This window comes from Caldalkalibacillus salinus, assembly GCF_016745835.1.
Classification (GTDB): Bacteria; Bacillota; Bacilli; order Caldalkalibacillales; family JCM-10596; genus Caldalkalibacillus_A; species Caldalkalibacillus_A salinus.
Window position 1 is genome coordinate 69,755 of record NZ_JAERVL010000025.1, and the last position, 12,747, is coordinate 82,501.

Here is a 12,747-nt window from a genome sequence, read left to right on the forward strand (position 1 = left end):
GACTTGCCGTGATTGATAAGTGATAACCGTGGTGACCTACGGTTCCGTGGTGACCTACGCTTCCGTGGTGGCTTACGGTTCTGGATATTCTCCAATCGTTCTTCGATCAATCATATCTCTCAGCATGGCCATACGTTCACTTTCAATATCCCTCTCCTCTGCTCGGTCCAACACTTCAGCCGCCTCTTCCCATTGAGACATCTGCATCAACAAAAAGGCCAGTCGTAGATAAGGTTCCTCCAAGTGAGGAGAACGCCTAATGACCTGTGTTAATTGATCTCTAGCCTCATCATAACGCTCTAACCCCATCAGAGCGACCCCATGTTCAATGAATAACGCTTCATACTGTGCACCTTTTTGTTCGGCCTGTTCTAACAGTGTGACCGCTTCATCGTAATCCTGCAGTTGGTTATAGACCATACCTAATTGGATATCGAATTCAGGCTCATCATATGCCAGTTCTCTCGCTTGGGCTACAAACCATCTCGCCTCTGCTTGATCATTCCTTTCTAAGGCTAAACCGGCGTGATGTAAAAAATAATAAGGGGATGTGCCGGCTTGCTTAAAGCCAAATAATATTAAACCGACGACGAGCACGACTGTGACCACGGTCGCCCCCACTCTCTCCAATACGGCACGTTTATGTGGCAAACTCAGCATCACGGCAGCTGAAAAGCCCCCTAATAATCCCCCTACATGTCCGTAGTTATCAATCATCGGGATGACGGCGCCAATCCCTAAGTTAATCAATAAGATAATGAGGACATCCATCCCTAACGTTCTAAAGAACAAATCACGATATTTCAGCCCAAAATACAAAAGGGCGCCGAAACATCCAAAGATGGCACCGGATGCACCCGCTGCTAAATTATCAACAAAAGCAAAGCTGGCCAGCGTGCCTGCAAAACCAGCGAACAAGTATATCCATAAGAACCGTAGAGAGCCATATATGCGCTCAACCAGCGAACCTAGAAAGTATAAAGCTATACTGTTCATAATGATATGGAGTATGCCAATATGGAGAAACATAGCGGATAGTAAACGCCAGTATTGGCCATCGACAATACTGGGATTCCACTTTGCCCCATAAGTAATCAGTGTCTCCGGGTCTGTACTTGAACCGACATACTCCAGAAAAAAATAAACTAAGGCATTCAAAACGAGAAAAGCGTAAGTTAAAATGGGGCGTCCGAATTTGAAAATACTTGCAAACTGCTTTTCTTTTTTACGCTCTTCTTGTCTAAGCTCATGCTTCATCTCCTCAACCGTGAGGTGTAAAAAGTGTTTTCGCATGTGAGCCGCAACCTGACTTGTATCGATATCCCAACGACTCCAATCAAGTTGTGCTAGCTGGATCTCTTTCTCCTCGGTCTCTTTCTCCTGTACTTGCTCCGATTGATCAGCGTAGGGGACGTATAAGTCATTTAAGAATATAGGATATGATGTCATGGTGATCCGATCATCTTCCTCAAGTATTTGCATCTCATCTAATCGTTCTTGAATGGAAGAGACTGGTTCGAACGGGAAAACGTATAAATTAATCACTTCTAGCTTGCGTGCACGCAACCGCTTTCTAAAGGCTGGGAGCTGGTCAGCAAGTTGTCGAATGTCCCTTGTTAAGGTTGAGCCCCAAACAAAGCTCGCCCCTTGTATACGTATAATCTGAAAATCCCTAGCTTGATTGCGTAAAAGCACGAGTTGGGGTAATGGTTCCCCACCTTCATCACGAAAAACAACGTTATGCTTCGTATCAGGCAACTCAGTCGTATGAAATTGATAATACTTCGATAACGTTAGTGTTAACGCCCAAATCCATCTGTTTCTCATTGACATGATACGCTAATTCCTTTCTCATCACTCATTGTTGTAAAAAAAATTGGTGAATCTCCTCAAGCGTACGGCACTCGTATAATGGCTGGTGTGAGGTTGTTCTAGGCCGCTGCTGTGTGTTCAAGTAGATCGCTTCCCACCCAGCATCTATAGCACCCACAATGTCTAACTCCCACGCATCTCCAATAAACACGGGACGACGAGGGTGCAGCTCTTTAACAGCCTTTTGAAAAATGTGTTTTGACGGTTTTTCAGCATTGACCTCCTCGGACACAATAAATCTTTCTCTCGGTATGTAACGATATAACTTTAACTTTTTGTATTTTAGCCATTGGACTTCACTTTTACCATTCGTTATGACACCAGTGTTGGTTCCCGCATCCTGAAGCTGTTGTAACACTGGGTATAAAAACGGATAGGGCTGAACATAAATATGTGCCTTGGCGTAATATTTGTCATGAAATTGATCCGCTTCATCTTCGTCATGGGGTAATTTAAAATGTCGCATTGTGGACATATACCTTTTTCTTCGATATGCCCGCTGAGAAATTTCTTTGTTTTCGTATTCAGGCCACCATTTGTCACTAAAATGCTTAAATACTTCAAACCAGTCATCCATATCGACATGAGGGATATGTCTACCAGTGAGCTCCCATTCCTCTAATAATTCTTGGTAGCAATCCTGTATAGCCTTCTCGAAAGCATATTCATGACTATATAGGGTATTATCCAGATCAAAAAAAACGGCATCCCACTTGGGCATCGTAACACCCCTTCCATATACTTCTTTCTATTATATCAGGCGGATGAGGGTAGAAAAAAGAACCTGCTTCATTCCGAAGCAGGTTCCTTTATATCTCCTATGGCGTCGGGTTCGAATCCCGCTTCGGAAAAACCTGTCGCATCAAGCGGTCACGGACATAGGGCATTGATAAGACGAACCTTAATCCCATATTGCGAATTCTCGGACTGCGTATCACCCGATAAAAGATAAAACGTCTCACACCAGGGATAAGAAGAGCAAGCAGCGCTAGTAAAAGCCACATGGGGCTCATCCACTTTTGTTCCATCTCATGTCCCCTCCTTCTTTATCCCTATGCTTCCCCAATTTACGTAAATTCATGAAGACATAATCTTTCCAGACATAAAAAAAGCCGAGTGAACGTGTTGTCCACTCAGCTATACATTAAGAACATACCGCTTCTTTATTCATGCGGGTATTGTATTTTTTGATCAGTCCTTCATACTCTTCTTTATTGTAACCGACAATAAGTTGATTGTCCGTTAACAATAAAGGACGGCGTAACATGCCTGGATGCTTCCCTACAAGCTCTACCCACTTGTTTAATGAAAGCTCCTCAACGTTAATGTTGAGATCTTTAACATCTTGACTACGTTTGGACATGATATCCGTCGTGCCGTTTGTCGTATATCCTAATAAATGAAATACTTCACTTTCAGATAGTGGATCAGTATTCATATTTCTTTCTTTGAATGGAATTTGGTTATCCTTAAGGATATCACGAGCTTTTCGACAAGAGGTACAGCTTGAAAATGTATACAATTGTATCACTTGCCTCACCTACTTCTTTAGATTTATTATTTTATCATGTGAAGCAAATAATAAAAAGTATAAATAAGTTTAAATTGCTTGTTTAAATCCTGACGTTCACAATTTCGTCACACGAAAGAAATGGCTCCAAAGCTATACGATTCTCCGTCGAATATAAGCACTTAAGTAATCCACTATGGTGATGGTCAAAATGATAATAATCAACATCATACCGACATGTTCCCAATTTCGGTTATCAGCATATAGCATTAATGGTACACCGATACCACCGGCTCCGACAATCCCAAGCACCGTAGAGGAACGTAGGTCAATCTCGTAACGGTATATCACGTACGATAAACATTCAGGTATAATCTGTGGAATCACCCCGTACCAGATCACCTGCGCTTGATTGGCCCCACTCGACCTCAACGCCTCTAACACGCTCTTATCTATAGACTCAATAACCTCGGAGTAAAGCTTACCTAACATCCCGATAGAATTAATACCGATGGCCAGAACCCCGGCAAAAGGTCCAATTCCTACGGCAAAGACAAAGATAATAGCAAACACTAACTCTGGAAATGCCCGGATAAAGCTGAGAATGTTCTTACCGATAAATGAAAAGCGTCCAACCATATTATTGGAGGCAAAAAAGGCAACCGGGAAAGCGAGCACTGCTCCCATTAGTGTCCCCACAAAAGCGATACATATCGTTTCAATCATGAGGCTAAGATAACGGGGCACATCTGCAAAAACGTCTGCATTCCACAGTGGACCGAGAAGCTGGCCTGTCTCTATCCACTCTGAAATAGTTTCTATGTTCAACCAGCTGTCTACAAACATTCTTCTAAGGATAGATATGAACGTTGCATCAGGTTTTCTCATATTCAGATCGGTAAAAGCAAAAGCGATGGTGTACAAGGAAGCCATGATTAGTGCCGAAACGGTCAATCGTGTCCAAAACTTCGCCCTGGGTGACATACTGTTTCTCTTTTTCATCACACTAATCTCTCCCTTAACCGCGTACTCACTGTATCAATAATGACAACAGCAACAAAAGTCATGAGTATAATCATCGCCACTCTATCAAAATTAAGCCAACCCATCTGCTCAAGAATCAGCTGTCCAACCCCACCAGCCCCAACGAACCCAAGCACAATGGAAGCACGTACGTTTATCTCAAGCACATATAAGGTGTAGGACACGTAATGGGGAATAATCTGGGGGATGACACCGTAGCAGATCACTTGAATGACATTTCCTCCTGTTGCTCTAATGGCTTCTAAGGGACCCGGGTCGATAGCTTCTACTGTTTCACTGATCAATTTGGCCAAAATACCCATTGAGAAGAAGATCAGTGCCAGTATACCAGGGAAGGGCCCGTAGCCGACCATGGCCACAAAAATAAGGGCGAGTATAATTTCAGGAATGGTACGCAACACATTGAGCCCGAACCGTACAACTTGATACAGATAGACGTTTTTATTGATATTAGACGCTGCCAAGAAGCTAAACGGCAAGCAGACAATCGCTGCTACAGACGTACTAAGTAAAGCCATGTTCCAAGTTTCCAACAGGCTCAAACCTGCAGTTTTGTAATACGATACAGAAGGGGGGAATAAATCATTAATGAAAAAGTCATAAATATCAGGGATCCCCTCTAGAAGTCTAGGAACACTCGCATTGGTCCTCACCGCTGAATAGATGTAAAAAGTACCGATAATAAGTGCGATTAGTAGAAAATATATTTTTTTCTTAAGAGGAATAAGCGGGATGCGTTTACCTTTTTTTATCATGATTCCTCCGCCTCTCCGAGCATATCATCTTCCTTGATCTTACGCCCGTAAATCTCTTCAAACGTTTGTTCAGATACATCACTTACCGGCCCGTCAAAAACCACCTCTCCTGCACGCATCCCAATAATTCGATCCGCATATTCCATAGCCATGTCAATAAAATGGAGGTTCACGAGTGTTGTAATATTATCTTCACGATTAATACGCTTCAGGTCCTTCATCACCTGGTGGGAGGTTGGCGGATCAAGGCTAGCCACAGGCTCGTCCGCAAGTATAATCTTGGGCTTTTGCGTCAAGGCTCTGGCGATACTCACCCGTTGTTGTTGTCCCCCGCTTAACTGATCGGCACGTACGTATGCTTTCTCCTTAATGTTCACGCGTTCCAAGCTTTGCATCGCTAGCTCAATATCATCCTTAGGAAACCACCCTAACATACTGCGTAGTGTTCCTGTATAGCCTAAGCGTCCAGTTAGGACGTTCCGTAGGACGGATAAACGCTTCACAAGGTTATAGCTTTGGAAAATCATGCCCACTTCGGTACGTAATTTTTTCAACTGACGATCGTTCAACGGAATGATATTTTGATCTTCGATATTTAACTCCCCGGCCGTCGGCGTGACTAAACGATTGATACTGCGGATCAGTGTCGATTTACCGGCCCCGGATAAACCTACGATGACCACAAACTCACCTTGATTAATCTTCACGTTGACATTTCTTAGTGCTTCATGTCCATTTGGATAAACGAGAGAGACATCTTTGAATTCAATCATGTTACCCCTACCTTCGTAAAATAAGGAGAAGTCCCTCTTGCCCCTTCTCCTTCATTCCTGAATTTTTAAGTATGGAATTGGTAAGCTAAAATTGCTCTGGCTTTTTACTTATAAACCTTCTATCTCTATTATTCATTATTCTTTATTTGCAGCTATCAATCTATAAATTTAGAGATTTTAGGAATCTAATTCTTCTAATTTTTCTAACGTTTCACGCACGATGTCATAGTCTTCAGGGTGGGCTTCTACGATGCCTGTCCAATCATAGACCTCATTCATCACTTGCATCATGTCTTCGTCCTCATTAAAGGACAAAAATGCTTGTTTAATTTCCTCTACTAATTCAGGGTCTAACCCTTCACGTACTGAAATCGTATCATTCGGGATATCTGCTGTATGGTCGATCACATTGATGCGCTCCATGACGTCAGGGTAATCCTCTTCTAATAGCGTTCGAGCATCCTCGAATGTCGTCGCCACATCAGCATCACCATTCATCAAAGCGACGAGCGCTGCATCGTGTCCACTTGTCTGGATCAGTTCAAAATGTGATTGCATATCCTCGATGCCCAAGTCCATGAGCTGAGCAGCTGGATATAAATAGCCGGATGTCGAACCGTAATCAGAAAAAGCCCAGACAAGTCCTTCTTCTTCGACAAGATCTTCTACACTTTGGATATGATCCAACTCGGCCCGAACGTTATATTGAGCGCGATAGGTCACGGAACCGTGACGTTCTGATTTCAGGATTAACTCTACATTAGCACGATCCTCAGCTTGGACATAGTTGAAAGGGGCTAAGAAACCAATATCAACTCTTCCAGTTCTCATGGCTTCAATCAGCCCAGCGTAGTTGGTCATAACCTCCGCTTGAACTTCTCTACCTAATACTTCAGAGAGTCTCTCCTCTAAAGGCTCGACTTCAGTCGCAATTTTTTCAGCATCCCTTGACGGTACGAATCCCATCATGAGTGCCTCTTCATCTCCTTCTTGTCCACTCGCATCGGAACCTGTTTCATCGTTTGAATCAGCGTCAGTTCCACACGCGGTTAAAACAACCATCATAGAAAGTACAAACAACATGAAGAAAAACTTTTTCATTTCACAACTACCCCCTCATATGTAGTAGATACCAAAAGCATTTTACCACAAATTGTTCAAAGATTGACGACATTTACACAAAATTAATCAAAAAACTGTTTGAAGTGCGAATTTTCTACAATCAGACATGCTGTTTATTGACGTCCTGCCCGATTTCCATTATTTTAAATAAGTATAATGTTCTGTTATGGTGAGTACAGAAGAGGGGGAAATATAATGACCGACACGACCAATTTATTTGAAGATAGTCAGTTGATGATCTTTGACCTTGATGGCACACTTTATGAGGATACCGACCATTTTGCTTATTATGCTCATTTGTTAAAGCAAGAGGTCGATGAGGCGTTCCGTTCTGCTTATGAACGAGAATATAAAAAAATGATCAACGGTGAGCATACATTGAAGATTGGTAGCGTTTACGACCTGGTACGTGATCACATTGTCGAGATTGATTCAAGCTCTTCACGCGTCACTCACGCATGGACATGGGACGGTGACCCACTGAGTGAAGACGAGCGTCAACGCCTATATCCTACACCTGTTGAGTGCGATTTTGAGACAATGATGGCCATTGGCGATGGCTGGTGGCTTCCTAATGCTTGTGCGAGACATTTCGGTGTGAATGATACAGACACGGCATACGTGAAAACCAAAGAGTACATGGCGGCAGAGCAATTCTCTCTCACACGAATCCCTGGTTTAAGAGAAGGATTACTACACCTGAAGCAAAAGCGCGATATCGTGCTAGTCACGAACAGTGATCCTGATGATGTCGGACGCCTCCTTGATAGACTAGATTTAGATGATATTTTTGAGGATAGAGTGACCGTAGCTAAGAAACCTCAATATACCAAGAATCATTTTTCTCAATTATTAAAAGAATATGATGTCCGTCCACATGAGGCCATCTCGATTGGAGATAATTATATCAATGAGATCGCTCCTGCTATACAATTAGGCCTAAAAACGATTTTTATTGACGCGTACAATTCAAACTATCCGGAGTATAAAGGGGTTAAAGTTGATAGTATTTCTGAAACGATTGAAGATATGTTAGAGTTATAGAACCAAAGAAAAAGTAGCCTTGCTCATAAGACAGGCTACTTTTTTGGCTTTGTTTATTATATACCTACTCTGTTATATATCTACTGTGTTACATCCCTGTTTAGTTACATCCCTATATATCGAGCATAGATTGTTTTGGCCCGACTGATATCTTCAGTGCCTTGGATGAGAACGCGACCGTCGGTAAACATGACAAGTGTGACGTCTTCCACATGGCAACGGATTAAGAATGGCGTCTTTTCCACTCGCCCGACTTTTTCTAAATGTTGCGCCCATTCGTTAAGGTCTTGCTTTGCTGTCTGTTGGGTTTGAGGTGTCATTTGAACCGTCTCACGCCCACATAAAGTTGTGATCTGATCCTCATCTGAATGCGCTAACGACGGGTATTGCTCTCGTTGACAAGTGAGACATCCTGCTTTCGGCTTGGTCAGCTTCAACTCATAACGGTGATGGTGCCAAAGATCCATGGTTAATAAACTTTGGCGTATGTTCTCCTGATCACCTAAAAGCCATTTCATCCCCTCAACCGCCTGGAGGGAGGCGACCATGTCCACAATTGGTGCGATGACACCTGACGTATCACAGGTCTCTGTTGCTCCTCCGGATTCCTCAAATAAACAGCGCAAGCAAGGCGTTTTTCCCGGAATAAAAGTGGCTTGCATTCCTCTAGAGCTTACCGCACCGCCGTAAACATAAGGAATCCCCATTTTAAAGGCATAATCATTAATAACGAATCTTGTACTAAAGTTATCTGTCCCATCTAGGATGAGATCCACATCAGACGCGTACTCCGCAATCGTCGATGCCGTGACATCTCCAATCAAACCCTGCACTTCAATGTCACTGTTCACTAAGCGTAGTTTTTGTTCTGCTGCAACAGCTTTGGGTAGCTTTTGCTCCACGTCTTGTTCATCGAATAAGAGTTGGCGTTGTAAATTGCTAAGCTCAACGAAGTCACGGTCAACGAAGCGCACATGACCCACGCCAGCGCGTACCATATGGTTGGCTAAAACGGTACCTAGAGCCCCCATACCTACAATTAACACACGACTCTGATTTAGTTTTGCTTGTCCTTCTTTTCCAATCGGAGGAAAAAGATGTTGACGAGAATATCTGGATGTATCCATATCATTCAGCCTCCACTCGCTTTCATTGGCTTGGGAGAAACAGTTGAGGTACCCCCAAAGCCCTTAGCCCTTATATCTATATCCATTAATAGCCTTTATTTTATAATTTGTTTTACGCTTTAACCGCCGCTCACAGGAGGAATGAAGGCCACTTCATCTGCGGATGATATTTTGTAATCAGCATTTACAAACTCCTCGTTAACGGCCACCATGACACCATCCAAATCTTGCTTGATTGATGGGTACTGTTGTATGACTTTACTCTTTAAGTCTCGCACGGTCAAGTCACAGTAGTCAAGCTCAACCACTCGTTGACCTGTTTTTTCTGCTAATCCGGCAAAAAATAATACTTTAATCATCGCGTAGTCCCTCCGGTCTCCCTGTTGGATAGTACACGTGTTCTTTTTGGTCACCGATCCACTTTTCTCCGTCTTCCCAATACTCTTTCTTCCATATGGGGACGATTTCTTTAATCCTTTCAATGGCATACCGAGAAGCGTCATAAGCATCTGCGCGGTGAGGAGTGGACACAGCAATCACGACGGCAATATCCGTGATGTCAAGTGTACCGATACGGTGGTCAATGGCCACTCTTGCTTCAGGCCACTGTTCTTGTATTTCTTTTCCTATTTGCTGTAGTTTCTTCTCTGCCATGGGCACGTAAGCTTCATACTCTAAATACAATGTACGCTTTCCTTTGGTTAATTCTCTCACTGTTCCTATAAACGTATTAATGGCGCCGGCATGAGGATGGACCACGCGTGAAGTGACTGTTTCAATCTTTAACGGTGCAGTGGTCACATTGTAGTTCGCTTGTGTCATGAAGCTCCCCCTTTACTCCTTCTCTTCTAAAGTTACTCTTCCTATATAGGTCGATCCACTCAATCATCGTATTAGCACCGCTCTCACGCTGCTGATATAAGAATGTGGGCGTTTGTCTCAGACGTCTGAATTGTGTGCTATGATCCCGTTGTTGCTCAAACTGTGCGCGATCTTTTTCTGTATGAAAAGCGATGGCTATAATATGCTGTAGTGTGCTTAATTTATGTATGTCTTCATCAGAACGAACGAGGACCACCTTAGGATATGAGGCCTGCTTAAACCCTTCAACGAGTATGATCGATGGTTGTTGCAAGTATTGTGTGACGGCAACCAACTCTTCTAAGGTCCTCTCTGATGAGGTGGCAAAAAGACCCAGCCTCTCAGGAGATTGGATCATCGTCATATCAGCTCCCGCTTTTTGATGGTGCCACGTATCAGTAAAAGGTTGGTCCACTTCAAAGCCGTGAACGTCATGTTTGATCGTGCTAATCTTATCGTCACCGAGTGCTTTCCAATGTCGGACTAAGGATGTCACCAATGATGTTTTGCCGCTATTTTTATAGCCTACAATTTGGAGAACGTGAGGTAGCTGAGAAGTGGGATTATCTGTCCCCATCTGCCGGTTTGCTCGGTTTTTTTGATTCATTCTACGATTTTGCCGCGCTACACGTTGGTCTTTCATCTTTGTTAGTCGCTCCTTTTGCTAGGCTATCTGTCTAGCCACATGACGTCTAGCTCTTCTCCAGCCTTATATCCCTCTTGATTAGGGGGCACGATGAGTAACACGTTCGCTTCGACTAACGCTGAGGCTACACCCGACTTATCTAACCCGACGGATTGGACAGTAACCTGTGATCCGTTGTAAGAAGCTTTGGCCCGGACGAAACGCGTAAAGCGGTTGGGTTTCTTCAGATCATGAGCGAGTACAGCCTTAGACCGTGGCAACTCTAATTCCTCCGATCCTAATGCGGTCTTAAGTACAGGTCGGGCGAAAAGTTCAAAACCAACATAACACGCAGCCGGATTGCCGGAGAGTCCAAACAACCACTTATCTCCTACCGTGGATACGGTCGTCACACTACCAGGTCGCATGGACACTTTATTGAATAAGACATGTGCATCTAGCTCCCGCATAATGTCTTGTACGTAGTCAAAATCTCCCACAGATGCACCGCCCGTTGTCATTAGAAAATCCACTTCTTCTAAGGTGTCCCTGACTTTTTGTAAACACAGGTCATAATCATCCGGTAGAATACCGTAATACTTTGGAATAGCCCCTAAGGCGCGCACCTGGCTTTGTAGCATATAGGAATTACTGTTACGTATCTTTCCAGGCGTGAGTGGCGCATCAACAGGGAGTAACTCGGTCCCCGTGGCATAGATGCCCACAACGGGTTGGCGATATACGTTAACCTGTGCATAACCGAAGGTCGCCAGCATGGACATCTCACCAGCCGTAATACGGCGCCCTTTTCTAGCGATAATCTCCCCTTGGTCTGTATCTTCCCCTTGGCGTGAAATGTGGCTGTTACGCGCAACTGGGCGATTAACCCTGACCCAGGTTTCACCAGTGTTTTCAAATGTTTCACTCAGTTCTAAGGCTAGAATGGCGGTCGTCCCAGACGGTATCTGTGCGCCTGTCATAATACGAATGGCTTCTTTTTCCCCAAGTGTTTTGTCGCTAACAGCACCTGCTCCAATATCATCGACCACTTTTAATGTGATGGGGTTCTCGAAGCTTGCCTGCGCGGTATCTTCCGCACGAATGGCAAAGCCATCAAAAGCTGATCGATCGAAAGAAGGGATGGGATGGTCTGCAATTAAATCTTCAGCTAAAACACGGCCATCAGCCATCTCGAGTGGTACACTTTCAATAGGGTTGCGTTTTGTTCGGTTTTTGACTCTCGTTATGGCTTCCTCCACAGGAATAGGGATTCTCTGTTCTACCATCTTGTCTCCTCCTCCAACGTCAATCGCCAATATGCGTAGTCCTCAGGGTAATTCATGTTATAAAATGGGTCACTTTGCGTCGTCCAATGCTGCCATTCATTCGGCTTGATATCGTAGACACTAAGCTCGGAGAGTAACGCCTTCATACTTCTTTTGCCGTTCTGTAGCAAAGCTTCTATGGTCGGGGCACAGTATCGATAGCAACCCACTAAAGGTTGTAGCCGTTTATTGTCAGAAACAGGGATATAAACGCTGTATTTTTTCGACTCTAAAGTGCTTTGGGATACTAAGTTTCTATCGGATACGAACTGTTTGAAGTGGAACAAAAATGGGTGATCCACAAAGACCATGTCACAAGCAAGAACCAGATACCATTGTGCCTGAAGGACATTCATCCCTGTATACATCCCTGCGAGTGGCCCCTGAAGCTGAAACGCTTCTTCATCAAGGACGAAGGAAATTTCGGGATTCAATGCTAATGTTGAGGCAAAGTATTCTATATCTTGTTTGTTTGTCATCACAACGATAGGCGAGTATAATCCCTGTACTTGACGAATCATATACTCAAGCACGGTGTCACCCTCCGTTGCGGGTAAACGTGCTTTAGATGTCCCCATTCTTTGGCTTTGGCCACCGGCTAGAAGGATACATCCCCACTCTGGCTGTGTGCTCTTTGGGCTGGTGCCTTTAACCCTGTCGCTTTCTCTCACATGACTAACTCCCTTCCC

15 protein-coding genes are annotated in these 12,747 nt (G+C 43.9%); 1 reads left to right on the forward strand and 14 read right to left on the reverse strand.

Annotation, left to right across the window (positions count from 1 at the left end):
- Positions 1-72: 72 nt before the first annotated feature.
- The 8 genes from JKM87_RS14375 to JKM87_RS14410 all read right to left on the reverse strand — a co-directional run bounded on the left by JKM87_RS14375 (position 73) and on the right by JKM87_RS14410 (position 7,055).
- The gene (locus JKM87_RS14375) at positions 73-1,827 is read right to left on the reverse strand and encodes a rhomboid family intramembrane serine protease (RefSeq protein ID WP_202081064.1); all 1,755 of its coding nucleotides are present in this window, start codon (positions 1,825-1,827) and stop codon (positions 73-75) included.
- A gap of 31 nt (positions 1,828-1,858) precedes the next feature.
- On the reverse strand, positions 1,859-2,593 hold the full coding sequence (locus JKM87_RS14380; protein WP_202081065.1) for an HAD family hydrolase: 735 nt from the start codon (positions 2,591-2,593) through the stop codon (positions 1,859-1,861).
- Between the two features lie 97 nt (positions 2,594-2,690).
- The gene (locus JKM87_RS14385) at positions 2,691-2,885 is read right to left on the reverse strand and encodes a hypothetical protein (protein ID WP_202081066.1); all 195 of its coding nucleotides are present in this window, start codon (positions 2,883-2,885) and stop codon (positions 2,691-2,693) included.
- Between the two features lie 131 nt (positions 2,886-3,016).
- Positions 3,017-3,412, reverse strand: coding sequence for a Spx/MgsR family RNA polymerase-binding regulatory protein (locus JKM87_RS14390; RefSeq protein WP_336885188.1), 396 nt, complete (start codon positions 3,410-3,412; stop codon positions 3,017-3,019).
- A gap of 123 nt (positions 3,413-3,535) precedes the next feature.
- The gene (phnE, locus tag JKM87_RS14395; protein WP_236838847.1) at positions 3,536-4,384 is read right to left on the reverse strand and encodes a phosphonate ABC transporter, permease protein PhnE; all 849 of its coding nucleotides are present in this window, start codon (positions 4,382-4,384) and stop codon (positions 3,536-3,538) included.
- The gene (gene phnE, locus JKM87_RS14400) at positions 4,384-5,181 is read right to left on the reverse strand and encodes a phosphonate ABC transporter, permease protein PhnE (RefSeq protein ID WP_202081068.1); all 798 of its coding nucleotides are present in this window, start codon (positions 5,179-5,181) and stop codon (positions 4,384-4,386) included. Before phnE (JKM87_RS14400) ends, phnE (JKM87_RS14395) begins: the two co-directional genes overlap by 1 nt.
- On the reverse strand, positions 5,178-5,954 hold the full coding sequence (gene phnC / locus JKM87_RS14405; RefSeq protein ID WP_202081069.1) for a phosphonate ABC transporter ATP-binding protein: 777 nt from the start codon (positions 5,952-5,954) through the stop codon (positions 5,178-5,180). Before phnC ends, phnE (JKM87_RS14400) begins: the two co-directional genes overlap by 4 nt.
- Before the next feature lie 177 nt (positions 5,955-6,131).
- Complete coding sequence (locus JKM87_RS14410) at positions 6,132-7,055, reverse strand: phosphate/phosphite/phosphonate ABC transporter substrate-binding protein (RefSeq protein ID WP_202081070.1); 924 nt, start codon at positions 7,053-7,055, stop codon at positions 6,132-6,134.
- A 216-nt stretch (positions 7,056-7,271) separates the two neighbouring features.
- Between JKM87_RS14410 and JKM87_RS14415 the strand changes: the two genes are divergently transcribed.
- Complete coding sequence (locus tag JKM87_RS14415) at positions 7,272-8,120, forward strand: HAD family hydrolase (protein WP_202081071.1); 849 nt, start codon at positions 7,272-7,274, stop codon at positions 8,118-8,120.
- Positions 8,121-8,224: 104 nt separating this feature from the next.
- Here the strand turns inward: JKM87_RS14415 and JKM87_RS14420 are convergent, their stop codons facing one another.
- From JKM87_RS14420 to JKM87_RS14445, 6 genes are all read right to left on the reverse strand, one after another.
- Complete coding sequence (locus tag JKM87_RS14420) at positions 8,225-9,247, reverse strand: ThiF family adenylyltransferase (RefSeq protein ID WP_202081072.1); 1,023 nt, start codon at positions 9,245-9,247, stop codon at positions 8,225-8,227.
- A 119-nt stretch (positions 9,248-9,366) separates the two neighbouring features.
- Positions 9,367-9,606: a molybdopterin converting factor subunit 1 gene (gene moaD / locus JKM87_RS14425; RefSeq protein WP_202081073.1), complete on the reverse strand. Its 240-nt coding sequence runs from the start codon at positions 9,604-9,606 to the stop codon at positions 9,367-9,369.
- Positions 9,599-10,069: a molybdenum cofactor biosynthesis protein MoaE gene (locus JKM87_RS14430; RefSeq protein ID WP_202081074.1), complete on the reverse strand. Its 471-nt coding sequence runs from the start codon at positions 10,067-10,069 to the stop codon at positions 9,599-9,601. Before JKM87_RS14430 ends, moaD begins: the two co-directional genes overlap by 8 nt.
- The gene (gene mobB, locus JKM87_RS14435) at positions 10,023-10,751 is read right to left on the reverse strand and encodes a molybdopterin-guanine dinucleotide biosynthesis protein B (protein ID WP_202081075.1); all 729 of its coding nucleotides are present in this window, start codon (positions 10,749-10,751) and stop codon (positions 10,023-10,025) included. Before mobB ends, JKM87_RS14430 begins: the two co-directional genes overlap by 47 nt.
- Positions 10,752-10,777: 26 nt before the next feature.
- Positions 10,778-12,019 carry a molybdopterin molybdotransferase MoeA gene (locus tag JKM87_RS14440; RefSeq protein WP_202081076.1) on the reverse strand — a complete coding sequence of 414 codons (1,242 nt, stop codon included), beginning with the start codon at positions 12,017-12,019 and terminating at the stop codon, positions 10,778-10,780.
- Positions 12,013-12,729: an NTP transferase domain-containing protein gene (locus JKM87_RS14445; RefSeq protein ID WP_202081077.1), complete on the reverse strand. Its 717-nt coding sequence runs from the start codon at positions 12,727-12,729 to the stop codon at positions 12,013-12,015. The genes JKM87_RS14440 and JKM87_RS14445 overlap by 7 nt, the downstream gene beginning before the upstream one ends.
- Positions 12,730-12,747: the final 18 nt, after the last annotated feature.